The organism is Advenella sp. RU8, from assembly GCF_048381675.1.
Lineage (GTDB): Bacteria > Pseudomonadota > Gammaproteobacteria > Burkholderiales > Burkholderiaceae_B > Advenella.
Genome location: NZ_JBLWIS010000001.1, coordinates 503,814 through 523,006, shown reverse-complemented (window position 1 = coordinate 523,006; position 19,193 = coordinate 503,814). Strand labels below are relative to the sequence as shown.

Here is a 19,193-nt window from a genome sequence, read left to right as displayed (position 1 = left end):
AAAACCTTGGGTATTAGTTTAACCCGCCTTATCAACAAAGCAAACTAAAAACTTAAGTAATCTAGGATTATAGCATAAATTAGTTGTTTTTCACACCCTTTCTAACCCAAGCTTCCAATTGATGTGGCCTTAAACTATCATAATCCTCAAAAGGCTGATGGATCCAGGGGTTTGTAGGCAGCTTGTCTACATAATAATCAGGTTCAACCTTGGCGTGACCTTTCCACCACAAAACAGCCGAACGCAGTTCTATTATACTAGGGAACTGCTTTAGCAGATGCTCCTGCACCCTGCTAAAGGTAAGCCCCGTATCCACCATGTCATCCACCAACAAAACACGACCCTCAAGAGTACCTTTCGTGATGGTAATGAACTGGGCGATGTCAAGTTGACCCTGAACGGTTCCGGCGGCCTCACGGTAACTGCTGGTCGCCAAGATACCTAAAGGAACATCGAACACGCGTGAGAGCACGTCTCCCACACGAACTCCGCCACGAGCCAAACAAACTATACTGTCAAATTTCCAGCCCGATTCATAGATGATCAGCCCCAGTTTCTCAACCAAGTGATGATACTCATCCCAACTTACCCATAAATCGCTATCTGTGCTTGGTGGTAATGACATAATTCACCTACTCCGATTAGTCCTGGAATGGATGGCGACGAAGAATGGTTTCCATGCGATCGGGGCCAGTTGAAATCATATCAATAGGTACTTCGCAGATTTCAGCAATCCGATCCAGGAAATGACGGGCATTTTCAGGCAACTGATTGTATTCCTTGACACCAACGGTTGATTCTTTCCAGCCCGGCATCATTTCGATAATGGGCTCTGCCTTGGCAACTTTATGCGCACCGTAAGGCAGGAGATCAACCCTTTGGCCAGCAATCTGATAACCCACGCACAAACCGATGCTTTCGATACCATCAAGAACATCCAGTTTGGTAACGCACAAACCAGAAATACCATTGACAATTACAGAACGCTTAAGGGCGGCACCATCAAACCAACCACAACGACGGGGACGGCCGGTTACCGCACCAAATTCATTACCGACTTTGGCAATGTGGGCACCGATTTCATCATTAAGCTCCGTGGGGAATGGTCCTGAACCCACGCGCGTCGTATATGCCTTGGTAATACCCAAAACATAATTCAAACGCTGAGGACCAACACCAGCCCCCGCCGATGCAGCACCAGCCAGGCAATTGCTGCTGGTAACGAATGGATAGGTACCATGATCGATATCAAGCAGCGCACCCTGCGCACCTTCAAACAACAGCTTTTGACCTTCTTTTTGCGCCTGGTATAACAAGGCGGAAACGTCGGCTACCATTGGTTCGATAATGGGAGCCAATGCCATGGCCTGCGCCTTGACATCATCAAAAGAGATAGGCTCAGCACCCAGATGCTGGGTAAGAATGAAATTATGATATTCAAGCACTTCATGCAGTTTTGCATCGAAAAGCGCAGGATTATAAAGGTCCTGTACCCGCAATGCACGACGTGCGACCTTGTCTTCGTAAGCAGGGCCAATACCACGACCGGTGGTACCAATCTTGTTATCGCCTTTTTTCGCTTCACGCGCCTGATCAACCGCAACGTGATAAGGCAGGATCAAGGGGCAGGCTTCTGAAATTTTCAGGCGTGAACGGACATCAAGACCCGCACTTTCAAGCTCTTCAATTTCTTTAAGCAACGCTTCTGGAGACAGCACAACGCCATTGCCGATATAACAAGTAACGCTAGGATGCATGATTCCTGATGGAATCAGGCGCAAAACTGTTTTTTTACCATTAATCCACAAGGTATGACCTGCATTGTGACCGCCTTGGAAACGCACAACGCCCTGCGCTGATTCGGCTAACCAGTCAACAATTTTTCCCTTGCCTTCATCACCCCATTGGGTACCGATAACAACTACGTTCTTGCTCATATTAAATCAAATAAATAAAAATACATCGTTCGTCACTTGCCGGCAGAAATGCACCCGTCAAGACCTAGTTTTACTGAATACTTTCCAGGACCCAGTCACCCTCGCTATAGACCAACTCACTTTCAAAAATGAATTCATCGACACTTTGCGTACTATTTGGAAAAATCTGAACCACCACATGTCCCTGATTTCGCAATTCACGAATTCGCTCAACCAGATCCACATCAAGCCCCCATGGAGCTTTAATGGCTCTTGAAGGCTGAGCTGGAGGCAGACCTGCAGAAACCTTGCGTAAATCGAGACTAAAACCGGTTGCAGGACGCGCCCTGCCAAAAACCTTGCCTACATTATCATAACGACCACCACGCACGATAGCATCGTGCCAGCCCGGCGCAAAAATGGCAAAGCTGACACCAGAGTGATAATCGTAACCACGAACATCAGCCAAATCAATACCCACGCAAGCATTATCCAACGCACTCACCAGCTCGCGCAGTGACTGCAAGGCCTGCCTGATACCCGGCAAATCGGGCAATTTTTCCTGGGCCTCATCAAGCACATTAACGGAACCATACAAGGTTGGCAGCAAAACCAGCGCATTGGCGATATTTTCCGGCACATCCTGACATGTCTCAAGCAACTCTTTAAGGCTTGGCACATCCTTATCGTTCAGCAGGGAGAATATTTCACCAGCCCGTTCTGAAAGCGATGGAACCGAATCTACCAGTACGCGGGAAACATTTGGATGATTGAGGTCAATACGCGGCTTTTTGACACCTGCCATTTCAAGGCTTTCAAGCGCCAATTGAATGATTTGCAAGTCGGCCTCAAAACCGGCGTGACCATAAATTTCCGCACCGATTTGCAACAACTCGCGATCAGACAGCAAGCCGGCAGGACGGGCATGAATAACGCTGCCACAATAGCAAAGCCGGGTCACCCCCTCTCGATTAAGCAAGTGCGCATCTATGCGAGTTACCTGCGGCGTCATGTCGGCACGCAAACCCATGGTACGGCCAGACAACTGGTCTACCAGTTTGCAGGTACGCAATTGCAAGTCAATACCTTTGGCAGCCAATAGCGAATCGGTATACTCAATTAATGGCGGCGCAACCATTTCAAATCCGAAGGTACGGTAAAGATCAAGCAATTTACGCCGCAGCTCTTCAATACGCCGCGCTTCTGCCGGGAGAATATCCGACAAGTGTTCGGGCAATAACCAGTTACTTGTTGTCATGGCAATTTTTCAAATAAAAATGCGGCTCATTGCGTAAGCAATGCGAGCCGCATTTAGGAATAGTTTCTGAACTTACACGGCATTGTACAACTAATTACGCATAAGTTCAGTAAATAAACCAGTTTTTCAATTTATTGTGTTCTGGTCGACACATTTCCATCAGATTGCTTGAAGAACCGGAAGAAATCAGAATCAGGATCAACAACCAAAAGATCTTTTTTCGATCCGAATATTGATTTATATGCATTCATGCTGTTATAGAAACTGTAGAAATCAGAATTTTTTCCATAAGCATCAGCATAAATTCCCGCGGCCTGGGCATCACCCTCACCACGGATAGCCTGGGCCTTGGCGTTAGCCTGGGCAAGCTCTTCCTGGACCTTACGATCAGCCTCGGCACGAATCTTCTCACTTTCTGCAGCACCATTGGCCCGCAGGCTATTTGCCTCTTGCTTGCGCTCGGCCTGCATACGTGAGTACACCGAATCAGAAACTTCCTGAGAAAACTCGATACGCTTCAAACGCACATCAACCACCTGGATACCCAAAGGCTTGGCCCGCTCTTCCACGTTATTCAGAATCTCGGCCATGACCACATCACGCTCTTGCGAAATAACAGCACGAACGGTACGCGTGTTGACTGACGCATTAAGCGCATCACGAATTTGCGCACCCAGACGATTCTGTGCGGCAAAGGTGCTATCACCAAAGGACACATAGAACTGCAAGGGATTAGAAATACGCCACTTAATATAAGAGTCGATAATCAGGTTTTTCTTTTCAGAGGTCTGGATTCTTTCCGTATCTCCGGACTCGATAGTCTGAATCCTCTTGTCGAGATAAACCACGTTTTCAAGAGGCGTTGGAAGTTTGAAGTAAAGGCCAGGCTCCTGGATGGTACGCTGCCATTCACCCAACTTGAACACCAAGGCATAGTTTCGCTCGGAAACAATAAAAATTGACGATGACAGCAAAAGCGCCGCCACAAAAAGTACAAGACCCACTACAGTATTACGATTCATTATATCCACCTCCTAGCGACGGTCAAAGTTATCACGGGCCAGACGATTCCGTGATGCTGCACTGGCATCACTGGTAGAAGCTGACGCAGTACCGCTGGAGGAAGTAACTGCACTGGATGGCGTTGATGTTGCAGCCGGGGTTACCACGGAGGAAGTTGGTGCCTGCTCGATCAATTTATCAATCGGCAAATACATCATATTATTGCCGCCATCGGTATCCACCATGACTTTAGATGCATTTTTGAAGACATCTTCCAGGGTGGAAATATACATACGCTCACGCGTAATTTCCGGAGCCTTTGCATATTCCTTTTCTATGCTTTCAAAACGGGCAGCCTCACCACGGGCCTGACCCACTACCGTTGCACGATAACCTTCCGCATCCTGGACCATGCGAGACGCCTGGCCACGTGCTTCTGGAATAACCTTGCTGGCATAAGCGTTACCTTCGTTTTTCTGACGTTCATTGTCCTGACCGGCCTTGATGGCATCCTCAAATGCGGCCTGCACCTGCTCGGGGGGCTGAACGTTTTGAATAGCTACCGTAGTAACCTCTATACCAGAATTATAACGATCAAGAATTTGCTGCATGAGTTTTTTAACGTCCATAGCAGCTGCCGTACGGCTTTCATACAGGATTTTATTCATTGACTCTTTGCCAACCACCTCACGCATGGCCGTTTCTGCTGCCTGTCGCACCGACTCATCAGGAGAAACCAGACGGAACAAATAATCTGCCGCAGGACTGTAGTCACCGGCCTCAAGTGGCATTCCTGCTTTCAGGCGATACTGGACATCAAACTGAACATCAACAATGTTCTCGTCTTCAGTCAACATCAAGGCTTCAGGCAGCACTTTATTACGGGAGTTATCACGATAACCAACCGAGAAAGAACGGACACTTGCAATATCAACCAATTCTACATTTTGAACAGGTCGTGGAATATGCCACTGGAAACCCGGCTGAACCGTTTTCAGATATTTTCCAAACTGCGTTACCACACCCACTTGACCTTCGCGAACGATATAAAAACCGCTAGCCAGCCAAAGCAGCAAGGCAACAATAGCAATAAAAACAATACCAAACCTGGCAGCCTTGGGCGAAGGATTGAACCCTCCGCTACGGGGTGGCTTGCCAAAGCCGCCACCACCTTTTTTATTACCAAAGACACTTTTGATTCGATTATTGAAATCTGCCCATACCTGATCAAGATCAGGCGGACCATCACCCTGGTTGGAGGGACGTTTTGGCGGTTCGTTCTGGCCTGAACCATTCTGATTACCCCGACCCCAACCCGGATCGTTCAAATTAAATATTTTTGAGATTCGCAACATTATTTCCTATTTTTTCTTTGGCTTCAGCGATTGCCCCGCGCAATCCGTCCAAGCCGGTTCGATCTAATGCACTGACAAAAACGCGGACTATTTTGCCCTCTTCGTTTCGTTCAACTTTTGGTTCATAGCCCGCAGCATCAATCTTATTGTAAACAAGAATACATGGTATGTCTTTAGCTCCGATCTCTTCAAGCACTTTATTCACCTCAAGAATCTGCTCATCCCGCTGTGGGCTTGAAGCATCAATGACATGCAAGAGTAAATCGGCCTGAACCGTTTCCTCAAGGGTTGCCTTAAAAGCGGCAATGAGCGTTGTGGGAAGATCACGGATGAATCCGACGGTATCAGAGACAACCACCTGGCCAGCACCCTCAATCCATATCCTTCGGGTTGTGGTATCAAGCGTAGCAAACAACTGGTCAGCCGCATAGGCGCCTGCTCGGGTCAGGGCATTGAACAGGGTTGATTTCCCTGCATTGGTATAGCCCACCAGTGAAACCGACATGGTTCCACCCCTTGCCCGTGAACGACGTTGCGTGGTGCGCTGCCTTTCGACCTTGCTTAACCGCTCTCGCAACACCTTCACCTTGTCACCGATCATCCGCTTGTCCATTTCAAGCTGTGCTTCACCAGGACCGCGCATGCCTATACCACCACGCTGACGCTCAAGGTGAGTCCACATCCGGGTAAGCCGCGTCACGAGGTGTTGCAATTGCGCCAGTTCTACCTGAAGTTTTCCTTCATGACTTTTGGCGCGTAATGCAAAAATATCAAGGATAAGTGCCACACGGTCAACCACCCTTAGATTGAACGCTCTTTCAAGATTTCGTTGCTGCGCCGGGCTAAGCGCCTGATCGAACAAAATGATATCCACATCGGAAGACTGGGCCAGCAAAACGGCCTCTTCAAGCTTTCCCGAGCCAATGAAATGTGCTGCATCGGGCTTGTCCCGTTTGGCCACAATCGTGGCAACAACCTCTGCGCCAGCGCCTTTGGCCAGCATTTCAAATTCTTCGGCATGAGCCTGGTAATCGGGTTTACCAAAATCTACACTGATAATTAATGCGCGCATACACCCTTAAAAAGGAAAATGCCCGCACAGGCTAACCTGGCGGGCCGTGTTTCTGCGAAAAGATTATTTTTCTTATTCAGCAGGAACATCAACCTGAAAACTGACAGCACGAGCTGGAACAACAGTGGAAATTGCGTGTTTGTAAACCATTTGTGTAACGGTATTTCTTAGTAAAACCACATATTGGTCGAAAGATTCGATTTGTCCTTGTAATTTGATCCCGTTAACCAGATAAATAGATACGGGAACATGCTCTTTACGCAGTGCATTTAAGAAAGGATCTTGTAGTGATTGCCCTTTAGTGCTCATTGGCGAGGCTCCATTTTAATGTTATGAATAGGTGAATTTTATAAAAATAATACTTTACCGACATTTTAAGCAACTTACCACCTAATAAGTAAATTTCAATATTTTCGGTAATTTTTTTTATTCAGCGTCAATATTAGTTGAAGTTAATATTTCAGACAATGTTTTTATCAAGATTTCGCATTGTTTTCTTGTTCCGATAGTAATCCTCAAGTATTGCGAAATGCGATCCTGATCAAAATACCGTACTAAAACAAGGCGCTCACGTAATTGGGCACTTAATATAGCTGCATCAACCCGTGGGTGTGAAACAAACACAAAATTGGTTTTTGAAGGCAATACCACAAAACCCAAATTACTTAATTCCTGGCTGACATATTCCCGTGAAGAGATAATTTCCTGCCGGGTTTGCTCAAAGTAGGCATCATCCTCAAAAGCAGCTATCGCACCCACTTGCGCCAACCTGTCTATGGGATAAGAATTAAAACTGTTTTTAACCCTGACAAGGGCTTGCAACAAGTGTGGCTGCGCCAACGCAAATCCTACCCGTAAGCCAGCTAATGAACGCGATTTGGACAAGGTTTGCAAGACAATCAGGTTATCGTATTTTTCTAGCAAGCAAACAGCTGATTCTGCGCCAAAATCCACGTAGGCCTCATCGATGGCCACCACAATATTTGGCTGCGCCTGAAGAAGCTGTTCAATTGCCTCCAGACTGACCGCAATCCCGGTTGGTGCATTCGGATTTGGAAAAATAATGCCACAAACCTCATCGGCTGAAACCCGAATATAGTCATTGATATCAATTTCAAACTGATCGTTTAAGGGAACGGCCTCAAAATTGATATCGTACAGTTTGGCATATACCCGATAAAAACTGTACGTAATATCCGGAAACAGGATTTTCTTGCCCTGATGCTTGAACAATGAGTAAAACAAATGCGCCAGGACTTCATCAGAGCCATTACCCGGAAATACATAATCGGCGGGAATTTCATAATAGCGCCCGACCATTTCACGCAACTTGTCTGATTCCGGGTCTGGGTATAAACGCAGGTTTTCCTCGGACTCTTGCCGAATTGCATCAATCGCCAACGGAGATGGATCAAACGGTGACTCATTGGTATTGAGCTTTATGTACTCACCATCCTTGGGCTGCTCGCCAGGAACATAAGGCTTCAGCTCCTGAACAAAATCACTCCAGAATTTACTCACGCTTTACTCCGCCTGTTTGTATGGATTTTTAGAAGACTTGAACTCTATTCGCAAAGGCGTACCCGATAAGTTGAAAACCTTGCGCATCCTGGACTCCAGATAGCGTTTGTAAGAATCAGGCACGGCATCCAAAGCGCTACCATGAACAATGATAAGCGGTGGGTTTTGTCCGCCTTGATGCGCATAACGCATTTTAGGCCGGAAAATACCTTTGCGTGGGGGCTGCTGCTGTTCTACCGCTGCATGTAATTCGCGCGTAAGCTTGGGGGTTGACAACTTAATGAAAGCGGCCGCATGCGCTTCGTTAACCGATTTAAGCAAAGCATTCACGCCCTGCCCTTTAAGCGCTGAAATAGTATGCAGTTTGGCAAACGACAAAAAGCGCAACTTGCGTTCAAATTCACGCTGTATCCATTCGCGCTTGTCAGCGTCAAGGCCGTCCCATTTATTAATGGCTACCACTAACGCACGGCCAGACTCCAGAATGAAACCGGCAATATGGGCATCCTGTTCCGAAATTTCAGTTTGGGCATCCAGCATTAACAACACAACGTTACTGGCCTCGATGGCCTGCAATGTTTTAATGACAGAAAACTTCTCGACTGACTCGAACACTTTGCCACGCTTGCGCAAGCCAGCCGTATCAATCAGGGTATATTTTTTGCCGTTGCGTTCAAAATCAATTTCAATAGCATCACGTGTCGTGCCAGGCATATCGAAAGCAATCACCCGTTCCTCACCCATCAGGGTATTAATAAGGGTGGATTTACCCACATTGGGGCGACCGACAATGGCAAGCTTGATACGGTGATCGGTAAAAACTTCCTCTTCAGGCTCTTCCTGGATCGACTCTTCCTGCTCCAGATCAGGCTCGGGAACCTCTTCATCCTGAGCTTCTGACACAGACTGGATATAAGGATTATCCAATTGCGACAGGGCTTCTTCGATCAAATCAACCACACCATCTCCGTGCGCGGATGAAATGGGATGGGGCGTACCCAGGCCAAGCTCATGAAACTCGGCACTGGCCTGACCGCTGTTCATGCCTTCTGCCTTGTTAACGGCAAGCACGACTTTGGGACCGGCGCGACGCAACATGCGGGCAATTTCATGATCATGCGCATTTACACCAGCGCGCGCGTCTACCAGAAAAATAACCACATCAGACTCGGCAATTGCCTGTTCTGTTTGACGGGCCATTTCCTTGAGGATCCCTGTTTTGGCAACTGGCTCAAAACCACCAGTATCAATAACCAGGAAAGGATAATCGCCCACACGACCTTCGCCATAGTGACGATCACGCGTTAGGCCGGAATAGTCCGCCACTAGCGCTGCCCGCGAACGGGTCAGACGATTAAAAAGAGTAGACTTACCGACGTTGGGTCGCCCTACCAGGGCAACTACGGGCTTAAACTGAATACTGTTCACTTAACACCAAGCATTACTAAATTACCCGAACCATTCTGTACCAGAATACCGATATTGGTTGCCGTCATGGGAGAAACGATGGCATCTCCGCTACCGGCGGAAACACGCCCCAGTAACGAGCCATCAGCGGCTGAATAGAAATGCACATAACCTTCATAATCACCTGTGGCAACCACGTTGCCATAAACAACCGGATTGCTCAAACCACGGTTAGTTAATGTCTGGTCAGACCATAATTCCTGACCATTGGTGATATTGTATGCGCGTACTTCGCCATGGACACTGGCTGCGTACAATGAGCTACCGGCAGATCCAACGCCCACTGCACTTGAAAACGGTTGATTCCAGACCGGTTCCGCGCCCCTTGCGGAAATCGCGTAACATCCTACCCGGCCCTGATACGTGGCAAGGCATAAACCATTACCCGACAACAAAGGTTGCCCTACGACATCGGTGACACTATCAAGGTCTGTTGGACCCTGAATGGTTGCTGCCAGAATATCCCACCGCGGCGTACCCGTTTGCAAATCAAGGGAAACCAGCCTGCCCGTCGGGACACCCACAAGAACCTGATTGCCGTCAATCAACATGCGGGAGTTTGCCTTAAGGGCCATTTCAGGATTCGTCCTGAGATAACTCCATTGCAACTCACCATTTTGTGCATTGAAAGCCTGCACACGGTAATCATCGGCACGCACCACGACTAATCCACCACCAATAGCGGGTGGGGTAGAAACAACGGTGGAAGCATTGGCAGTCCATAGCGTCTTGCCAGATGAATCCAGGGCAATCACCTTGCCTTTTTGGGTTGTTACAACCGCAATATTGCCATCGGTACCGACACCGGCCGCCAGGTCCTCATCAAGCTTTGCTCTCCATTGGATTGCGCCATTGGCCAGGCTTGCCTTGACGACAGCGCCATCGGGTGTAGCTGCATAAACCGAGTCACCCACCAGTGCTGGCGCAAAACCAAAGCCACTGCCAGAGCCTATATTTGCAGACCATACGGTAAAGCCGCTGAGCTGTTGTTGATATTCCGTGAGATCGACCGGCTCAAAACGCGACTCGTTGCTAAACAGTGAGCAACCACCCATTGCAGCAACCGCAAGCGCAAGAACAGAACCAGACAAAATACGATGACACGATTTTTTCATAAATTACTCCCCACCCAGCACATTTAATTTTAATTGAACGGCACGAATAAACTCAGGGCCCAGATTAGGCAGCTCAAGCGCTGCCTTCCATTGCTGGACAGCCTCTGTTTTTTTGCCCTGTGCTACCAGCACATCACCGGTACGATCCAGAAACACCGCCCTGAAAGACTCTAACGGATTAGCCAACTGCAGCAGAGCCTCATCGTATTTCTCTTCATCTGCAAGCAAAGACGCCATTCTTAACCGGGCAACAGGCACCAGGTCGGGGAAAGACGCCGCCTGCCCTATAAGCCACTCAAGCTGGGCCTTGGCAGCATCAGGTTGATTGTTTTTTGCCAAAAAATCGGATGCCAACAAGACAGCCCTTCCTGTATAGGGTGTTTTGGCATAATCTTTCTGTAAGATCGCACTAGCCTCGTTCACACGGGTTGCTGCCGCCTTGTCATCATTGACAGAGGCACTTTGGATAACCTCGAAGTATCCCAATGCCTGCCTTGACTGGTTTGATTGGTACCACTGCCAGCCATACCAAGCCAAAAAAGCCAGCATGATAACGGTCACCAACGACATAATAGGCGTACCCCAACGATCCCACCAGGCTCTCAGGGCATCAATCTTTTCCTGTTCTTCTAAGTCAAAAGCCATACTTCTGTTTAAATCCTATTTTTTAATTCATTAATGAATGTTACCAAAGGTACCGTCACCTGAGGTGCAATATTACCATCTTCAGATGCCCGCAACGATTTGATACCAATGGTGCCGCTTTTAACTTCATCTTCTCCCAGAATAGCGGCAACCTTTGCCCCACTGCTATCCGCACGCTTGAACTGCGCCTTGAATGATGCGGCACCAGCATGCACGATAACGCGCATACCCTCATCCCGGCATTGCTCTGCCAATAATTGAGCATGAAGGGAGGCTTCAGTTCCCTGGTGAATGAAATATACATCACATTCCGCCGGTTTAACCAGTTCTTTATCTTGCAATACCAATGCCAGCAAACGTTCGATACCAATACCGAAACCAATTGCCGGAGCCGGCTTTCCGCCCAGCAAGGACAGCAGGCCATCGTAACGGCCACCGCCACATACCGTACCTTGAGCGCCCAAACGATCGGTTACCCACTCAAAGACCGTCAGGTTGTAGTAATCAAGACCACGCACCAAACGGGGATTAATCGTATAAGCAATGCCGGCCTGATCAAGACGGGCACGCATTTCATTGAAATGGGCCAAAGATTCTTCTTTCAGGAAGTCAAACAGCTTGGGCGCACTATTGGCCATCTCCTGCATGGCTGGGTTCTTGGTATCGAGCACACGCAATGGATTGCTGTACATCCGGCGCAAGCCATCTTCATCAAGCAGATCCTTGTGTTGTTCAAGGTGTGCAATCAGGGCCTGCCTATGCGCCTGCCGTTCTTCGGGCTGACCCAGTGAGTTCAGCTCGAGGCGAACATCGGAAAGACCCAAGGTTTTCCAAAGACGAGCCAGCATGATGATTTGTTCGGCATCGATATCGGGGCCTGCATAACCCATGGCTTCGACAGAAACCTGATGAAACTGCCGGTAACGCCCTTTTTGCGGACGCTCATGGCGAAACACCGGCCCCATTGAAAACACACGCTGAGGGCCATCGTACAAAAGGTTATGCTCAATCATCGCACGCACGATACCCGCCGTAAACTCGGGCCGCATGGTAAGCATTTCACCAATATCCGTCTTGTCTTTTGACATGCTGAAAGTATACATTTCCTTTTCAACGATGTCGGTTACCTCTCCGATGCCACGGGCAAACAGACGGGTTTGCTCCAAAATGGGAGTACGAATATTATTGTAGCCATATTGGGCAAGCCACTCACGAATGGTTGCTTCCAGTTTTTCCCACTGCCAGCTTTCAGCTGGCAAAATATCATTCATTCCACGTATTGCAGAAACTTTTTGGAATGTTTTAGTCATACAAACGAATCTCTTTATTCAGATAATTTATTTTTTTACCAAGCGCTTATGAGCGGATACCGTAACGCTTCTCGACATAATTACGGACAATTTCATGAAACTCGGCTGCAATATTATCACCCTTCAGGGTTATTGTGCGCTCTCCGTCAATAAAAACCGGGGCAGAAGGCACCTCACCGGTACCAGGCAGACTGATACCAATATCTGCATGACGGCTTTCACCAGGGCCATTAACCACACAGCCCATTACTGCCACATTCATGTTTTCGACGCCCGGGTATTTGGTTTTCCAGAATGGCATTTGGTCACGCAAGTATGATTGTATGCTGTCGGCCAGTTCCTGGAATACCGTACTGCTGGTACGCCCACAACCAGGACAAGCCACTACCATTGGAGTAAAAGCGCGTAATCCAAGACTTTGCAATATTTCCTGGGCCACCACCACTTCTTTGCGACGATCACCACCAGGCTCTGGCGTTAGGGAAATACGAATGGTATCACCAATGCCTTCCTGCATTAATACTGCAAGTGCCGCTGTAGATGCCACAATGCCTTTGCTGCCCATGCCTGCCTCGGTAAGACCAAGATGCAGGGGGTAGTTACAGCGACTGGCCAGATTCCGGTAAACCGAAATAAGGTCCTGGACATGACTGACTTTGCAGGAAAGAATAATGGCATCCCCTGGCATGCCCAGCTGCTCGGCCCGCTGTGCATTGCTGATGGCTGACACCACCAACGCCTCGCGCATGAGGGATTGCGCATCCCATGGCTCGGACTTGGCATTGTTTTCATCCATCATCCGCGCCATCAATTCATGATCAAGGCTACCCCAGTTAACACCGATGCGAACCGGTTTTTGATATTTACAAGCCACCTCGATCATTTGGGCAAAATTATCATCACGCTTTTTGCCCCCTCCCATATTACCGGGATTGATTCGATACTTGGACAATGCCTGGGCACAGTCAGGGTATTGGGTTAACAATTTATGGCCGTTATAGTGAAAATCACCCACCAAAGGCACTGAAACACCCATTTTATCAAGCTGCTCACGAATGGCAGGGACAGCCTGCGCCGCTTCGGGGGTATTCACGGTAATCCGAACCATCTCGGAACCTGCCAACGCCAGCTCTTTAACCTGGATGGCGGTGGCAATGTGATCAGCCGTATCCGTATTAGTCATTGACTGGACAACAATAGGCGCACTAGAACCAATGGGCACAACGGTTGAGCCCCAGGCAACATTGACCAGACGGGTCTGGTGGCGGACAGCAGGCCCGACCGAAAATGGGTTTTGACAGATGGACATGATGATTAATTAAATAAATTCCTGAAATTTTCCAAGCCGATATCTTCAAGTGTAAACCACTCACGGCTATATCCATAAACAGCAATAATGACCAGGATCAGGAAAATAATGAAAATCCAAGTTCCCGTACCCGAACGCTGCGATTCATACCCTTCATGGGCACTGAAATCGACGGTTGGCTGCAGGCTCTTCAACTCTTGCTTATTGAGATTGGCACCGCTTTGCCTGGCCAGAAGATCAAGCACCTGCTTCTCGTCAGCACCTAACAAATTGGCGTATTTTCGAACCAATCCCTTTAAGACAAACCCTTGCGGCAAGGCTGACCAGTCTTGCGCTTCTAAGGCGTTGATTTGGATTGAGGAAAACTTGATCTGGCTTGAAACATCACTAACCGATAAACCTTTTTTTTCACGCAGTCCCTTTAACAATGCACCCAGGTTTTTTTCTTCCAAGGAATCTGAACTGGAAACTTCGTTCAAGTCTGAGTTAAATTGCGACACTACTGCACCTCGATGATGGGAATGGATTTTCTGGCCTGCATGAGCGCACTGATCTTGGTTTTATCCTTGACATCACCCGCCAGCTGACCACAGGCGGCATCAATATCATCGCCCCGCGTTTTACGCACAGTTGTAATAACGCCTGCATCCATCAGAATGCTGGCAAATATACGCACCCTGGCAGACTTTGAACGTTTCAGGCCGGATTCAGGAAACGGGTTAAAAGGGATCAGGTTAAGCTTGCAACGAACCTGTTTAGTAATTTCAATAAGCTGGCGTGCATGCTCATCGGTGTCGTTAACACCATCAAGCATGACGTATTCAAATGTAATGAAATCACGGGGTGCAAATTCAAGATAACGATTGCATGAAGCAATCAATTCAGCCAACGGATATTTTTTATTTAATGGAACCAACTGGTCGCGCAAGGCATCGTTGGGCGCATGAAGCGAAACCGCCAGCGCCACAGGACAATCTTGTGACAGGCGATCCATCATGGGCACCACGCCAGATGTGGATACCGTAACACGACGGCGTGACAAACCATAAGCATTGTCGTCAAGCATAAGCTGAAGGGCCGGTACGACCTGATCATAATTAAGCAAGGGTTCTCCCATGCCCATCATGACAACATTGCTGATGACTCGTGATATATCTTCAGGGGCTTCGGCATTGCCAATACGCGCAGACAACAGGTCTTCCTGGATAACCCGGCGGGCGTGCCACAACTGGCCAACAATTTCCGCGGTTGTCAAATTGCGGTTAAAGCCCTGATGACCGGTAGAGCAAAACCGGCAGGCGACTGTACAGCCGGCCTGGCTTGAAATACATAAAGTACCACGGTCATCTTCAGGAATAAAGACCGTTTCGATGGCATTATTATTGCCCACATCGAACAGCCACTTACGGGTACCGTCTGAAGAAATTTTTTGTGTAATGACCGAAGGTGCCTGTATGCAACAGGATTCAGCGAGCTGGGAACGAAAATCTTTGGCAAGATCACTCATTTGCCCAAACTCGCTGACTCCACGCTGGTGAACCCAGCGCTGAAGCTGCTTTGCACGAAAGGGCTTACTCCCCCACTGACCAACAAGGTCAATGAGGGCATCAGTTGGGATACCCAGGAGATTAATTTGGTCAGTCATGGAATAAGCCTTATTCAATATCAAAACTATAAATCGTAAAACTACCGATTACTTGCCAAAAAAGTAGGCAATTTCAACAGCTGCTGTTTCTGGAGCGTCAGAGCCATGCACTGCGTTTGCGTCGATGCTTTCAGCAAAATCGGCACGAATGGTACCGGGTTCTGCTTTTTTAGGATCGGTAGCACCCATCAATTCACGGTTTTTCAGGATGGCGTTTTCGCCTTCCAGAGCCTGAATGAATACAGGACCGGAAATCATGAAGCTGACCAGATCATTGAAGAAAGGACGCTCTTTGTGAACAGCGTAAAAGCCTTCAGCTTCTTCACGGGTTAATTGTTGCATACGTGCTTCAACCACTTTCAGGCCTGCTTTTTCAAAGCGGGAAATGATCTCGCCGATAACGTTTTTTGCAACTGCATCAGGTTTAATAATAGACAATGTGCGTTCAACAGCCATTTAATACTCCAAAATTTCAATAAAAACAATAACTTCAAGTAAGTTTTACTCAACTTGGCATTTTAACATGCAAAAAGTACCTTCTACACCTTAAAATAAGGGTTTTCGCGAACAAAGTAACCAATCCGTCGGAATCAGAATCATAATGAACCAAGAATCTAACAGTATTGACACCAAAGAACTCTCCAAGAGTTTCGAACCCAAAGAACTAGAAGCCCACTGGTATCAGGAGTGGAACAATCAAGGCATTTTTGCTGCGGGGCAATACACAACAACCACTTCCGAAGAATGTGGCAAGCCGTTTACCATTCAATTTCCGCCACCAAACGTGACCGGCACTCTGCATATGGGGCATGCATTCAACCAGACCATCATGGACGGCCTGATCCGCTACCATCGCATGCTGGGCAACGATACCGTGTTTGTCCCCGGCACCGACCACGCCGGCATTGCCACGCAAATCGTGGTTGAACGACAACTGGATGCCCAAAAAATTTCCCGCCATGATCTTGGCCGGGAAAAATTCCTTGAAAAAGTCTGGGAATGGAAAGAACTTTCCGGCAACACCATTACCAGTCAGGTACGCCGCCTGGGCGCATCAGCGGATTGGCCTCGCGAATACTTCACCATGGACGACCAAATGTCCAAAGGAGTTATTGAAACTTTTGTACGCCTGCATGAACAAGGACTCATTTACCGTGGCAAACGCCTGGTGAACTGGGACCCCGTGCTGGGCACCGCGGTCTCCGACCTTGAAGTGGAAAGCTGTGAAGAACAAGGCAGCCTGTGGCATATTCGCTATCCGCTTAGCAAGCCAGCGGATGAACTGACCCATTTGACCGTTGCCACTACCCGCCCGGAAACCATGCTGGGCGACGTGGCCGTCATGGTTCACCCCGAAGACGAACGCTACATGCACCTTATTGGGCAAACCGTTATTTTGCCGCTGGTTAATCGTGAAATCCCGATTATTGCCGATGATTATGTTGACCGGGAATTTGGTACTGGCGTGGTAAAAGTAACGCCTGCCCACGATTTTAATGACTATGCAGTAGGCCAGCGTCACGGCCTGTCGTTTTCAAGCATACTTACCCTTGACGCCAAAATCGTCGATGACGCCCCCGAAGCCTATCGCGGCATGGACCGCTTTGATGCCCGCGAAAAAATCGTTGCAGACCTTCAGGCCCTTGAGCTGCTGGAAAGCGTCAAGCCCCACACATTAATGGTTCCGCGTGGTGACCGCACCAAAACAGTCATTGAGCCCATGCTGACCGACCAGTGGTTTGTTGCCATGAGCAAACCGGCACCCGAAGGCACCTACAATCCCGGCAAAAGCATTACCGAGACTGCCCTTGATGTGGTTCGTACGGGCGAAATCAAGTTCTACCCTGAAAACTGGACAAACACCTATTACCAATGGCTGGAAAACATTCAGGACTGGTGCATTTCCCGTCAATTATGGTGGGGCCATCAAATCCCTGCCTGGTACAGTGAAGACGGACAGATTTTTGTTGCCCGCAATGAAGAAGAAGCCATCCAAAAAGCCCGCGCAGCAGGTATCAACGGCCCATTGCGCCGCGATGATGACGTTCTAGACACCTGGTTCTCTTCTGCCCTCGTCCCCTTTACCACCATGGGCTGGCCTGAAGAAACGCCTGACTACAAGCGCTACCTGCCCTCCAGTGTCCTGGTTACCGGGTTCGACATTATTTTCTTCTGGGTTGCCCGGATGATCATGATGAGCATGCACCTGACCGGCCAGATCCCCTTCAAGTTTGTTTATGTCCATGGCCTAATACTGGATGCCAACGGCCAGAAAATGAGTAAATCCAAGGGCAACACGCTTGACCCGGTTGACCTGATTGATGGCATTGAACTTGAGCCCCTGGTGGCAAAGCGCACGGTTGGCCTGATGAACCCCAAGCAGGCCAGCAAAATCGAAAAGGAAACCCGCAAGGAGTTCCCTGATGGCATCGAGGCTTACGGCGCCGATGCCTTGCGCTTTACCATGGCTGCCTATGCCACGCTTGGCCGCAACATGAACTTTGACCTTAAACGTTGTGGCGGCTACCGCAACTTCTGCAACAAGCTGTGGAATGCCTCCCGCTTTGTGCTGATGAACGTTGAAGGACATGATCTTGGCGGCAAAGACGGCGTTGAACTGTCCTTTGCAGATCGCTGGATTCTTTCCCGTCTGCAACAAACCCTGGTTGAAGCCGAAAAAGGCTTCAATGATTTCCGCTTTGACAACATCGCCAACGCCATCTATCACTTTGTATGGGATGAATACTGCGACTGGTATGTCGAGTTGGCCAAGGTACAAATCCAGCAAGGTACACCGGCGCAACAATGTGGCACCCGCCAAACATTAATCAATGTACTGGAAACCATCCTGCGCCTGGCTCACCCCATCATTCCATTCATTACCGAAGAGTTATGGCAAAAAGTAGCGCTTGTCGCCGGCAAACGCAAAGCGAATGAAACCACTTCAATCAGCATCCAGCCCTACCCCTTGCCTGACGCCAGCCAGTTTGATGAAGCAGCTGAAGCCTCATTAAATCAACTCAAGGCACAAGTTGAGGCCGTACGCGCCCTGCGTGGTGAAATGAACCTGTCTCCGGCACAGAAAGTTCCCTTGTATGCACAGGGCGATGCTTCCCTGCTTGCACTTAACGCGCCTTACCTGCAGGCACTGGGCAAACTGAGCCAGGTTGACATCGTCAATGAACTGCCTGACTTAGGTGCTCCGGTGCAAATTCTTGAAAGCACTCATCTGATGCTAAATGTTGAAATTGACGTTGAAGCCGAACTGGCCCGCCTTGACAAGGAAGCCAAACGACTGGAAACCGAAATTACCAAAGCCAATGGCAAATTGGGCAATGAAAAATTTGTTGCCCGTGCCCCTGCTGCCGTGATTGAGCAGGAAAAAGAAAGATTGGCTAACTTTAGCGAGTTGCTGACTAAAATCAACGAACAGAAAAGCCGCCTCAAGAAGTAAATTGGCCATCATGGGGTACCTGCCCGGTACCCCCTCTAACCTGACCCACCAGCCATCCGTTCTTTTTCGGATGGTTTTTTTATGCCTTCAACAATCCATTCATGGGTTCATTACGGGACAAAAA

17 protein-coding genes are annotated in these 19,193 nt (G+C 48.5%); 1 reads left to right on the top strand and 16 read right to left on the bottom strand.

All coding sequences use genetic code 11. The features are described from left to right. Nucleotides 1-79: 79 nt before the first annotated feature. The 16 genes from ACM5Q9_RS02455 to ndk form a co-directional block, all read right to left on the bottom strand. Nucleotides 80-625 (bottom strand): phosphoribosyltransferase, encoded by a 546-nt coding sequence (locus tag ACM5Q9_RS02455; protein ID WP_418143135.1) that lies wholly within the window; start codon nt 623-625, stop codon nt 80-82. A gap of 16 nt (nt 626-641) precedes the next feature. Beyond that, nucleotides 642-1,937, bottom strand: a complete 1,296-nt coding sequence (locus tag ACM5Q9_RS02450) for an adenylosuccinate synthase (protein ID WP_418143134.1) — start codon at nt 1,935-1,937, stop codon at nt 642-644. A gap of 70 nt (nt 1,938-2,007) precedes the next feature. Beyond that, the gene (locus ACM5Q9_RS02445; RefSeq protein ID WP_418143133.1) at nt 2,008-3,174 is read right to left on the bottom strand and encodes an ATP phosphoribosyltransferase regulatory subunit; all 1,167 of its coding nucleotides are present in this window, start codon (nt 3,172-3,174) and stop codon (nt 2,008-2,010) included. Between the two features lie 131 nt (nt 3,175-3,305). After that, a complete protein-coding gene (gene hflC / locus ACM5Q9_RS02440; RefSeq protein WP_418143132.1) occupies nt 3,306-4,196 on the bottom strand; it encodes a protease modulator HflC in 891 nt (296 codons plus the stop codon). 12 nt (nt 4,197-4,208) lie between these two features. Beyond that, complete coding sequence (gene hflK / locus ACM5Q9_RS02435) at nt 4,209-5,531, bottom strand: FtsH protease activity modulator HflK (RefSeq protein WP_418143131.1); 1,323 nt, start codon at nt 5,529-5,531, stop codon at nt 4,209-4,211. Further along, a complete protein-coding gene (hflX, locus tag ACM5Q9_RS02430; protein ID WP_418143130.1) occupies nt 5,506-6,603 on the bottom strand; it encodes a GTPase HflX in 1,098 nt (365 codons plus the stop codon). The genes hflK and hflX overlap by 26 nt, the downstream gene beginning before the upstream one ends. A gap of 72 nt (nt 6,604-6,675) precedes the next feature. Further along, on the bottom strand, nt 6,676-6,912 hold the full coding sequence (gene hfq / locus ACM5Q9_RS02425) for an RNA chaperone Hfq (protein ID WP_169294762.1): 237 nt from the start codon (nt 6,910-6,912) through the stop codon (nt 6,676-6,678). A gap of 117 nt (nt 6,913-7,029) precedes the next feature. Beyond that, on the bottom strand, nt 7,030-8,124 hold the full coding sequence (hisC, locus tag ACM5Q9_RS02420; RefSeq protein ID WP_418143129.1) for a histidinol-phosphate transaminase: 1,095 nt from the start codon (nt 8,122-8,124) through the stop codon (nt 7,030-7,032). A gap of 3 nt (nt 8,125-8,127) precedes the next feature. Then, complete coding sequence (gene der, locus ACM5Q9_RS02415; RefSeq protein WP_418143155.1) at nt 8,128-9,543, bottom strand: ribosome biogenesis GTPase Der; 1,416 nt, start codon at nt 9,541-9,543, stop codon at nt 8,128-8,130. Nucleotides 9,544-9,548: 5 nt separating this feature from the next. Further along, the gene (gene bamB, locus ACM5Q9_RS02410) at nt 9,549-10,706 is read right to left on the bottom strand and encodes an outer membrane protein assembly factor BamB (RefSeq protein WP_418143128.1); all 1,158 of its coding nucleotides are present in this window, start codon (nt 10,704-10,706) and stop codon (nt 9,549-9,551) included. 3 nt (nt 10,707-10,709) lie between these two features. Further along, entirely contained in the window at nt 10,710-11,351 is a 642-nt protein-coding gene (locus tag ACM5Q9_RS02405) for a YfgM family protein (RefSeq protein WP_418143127.1), read from the bottom strand. 8 nt (nt 11,352-11,359) lie between these two features. Further along, a complete protein-coding gene (gene hisS / locus ACM5Q9_RS02400; RefSeq protein ID WP_418143126.1) occupies nt 11,360-12,661 on the bottom strand; it encodes a histidine--tRNA ligase in 1,302 nt (433 codons plus the stop codon). Nucleotides 12,662-12,707: 46 nt separating this feature from the next. Beyond that, nucleotides 12,708-13,970, bottom strand: a complete 1,263-nt coding sequence (gene ispG, locus ACM5Q9_RS02395) for a flavodoxin-dependent (E)-4-hydroxy-3-methylbut-2-enyl-diphosphate synthase (protein ID WP_418143125.1) — start codon at nt 13,968-13,970, stop codon at nt 12,708-12,710. Between the two features lie 5 nt (nt 13,971-13,975). After that, nucleotides 13,976-14,470: a helix-turn-helix domain-containing protein gene (locus tag ACM5Q9_RS02390; protein WP_418143124.1), complete on the bottom strand. Its 495-nt coding sequence runs from the start codon at nt 14,468-14,470 to the stop codon at nt 13,976-13,978. Next, nucleotides 14,470-15,615 carry a 23S rRNA (adenine(2503)-C(2))-methyltransferase RlmN gene (rlmN, locus tag ACM5Q9_RS02385; RefSeq protein ID WP_418143123.1) on the bottom strand — a complete coding sequence of 382 codons (1,146 nt, stop codon included), beginning with the start codon at nt 15,613-15,615 and terminating at the stop codon, nt 14,470-14,472. Before rlmN ends, ACM5Q9_RS02390 begins: the two co-directional genes overlap by 1 nt. 48 nt (nt 15,616-15,663) lie before the next feature. Next, nucleotides 15,664-16,071 (bottom strand): nucleoside-diphosphate kinase, encoded by a 408-nt coding sequence (gene ndk / locus ACM5Q9_RS02380; protein WP_418143122.1) that lies wholly within the window; start codon nt 16,069-16,071, stop codon nt 15,664-15,666. Between the two features lie 145 nt (nt 16,072-16,216). Between ndk and ACM5Q9_RS02375 the strand changes: the two genes are divergently transcribed. Next, nucleotides 16,217-19,069, top strand: a complete 2,853-nt coding sequence (locus ACM5Q9_RS02375) for a valine--tRNA ligase (protein WP_418143121.1) — start codon at nt 16,217-16,219, stop codon at nt 19,067-19,069. The last annotated feature ends 124 nt before the right edge of the window (nt 19,070-19,193 follow it).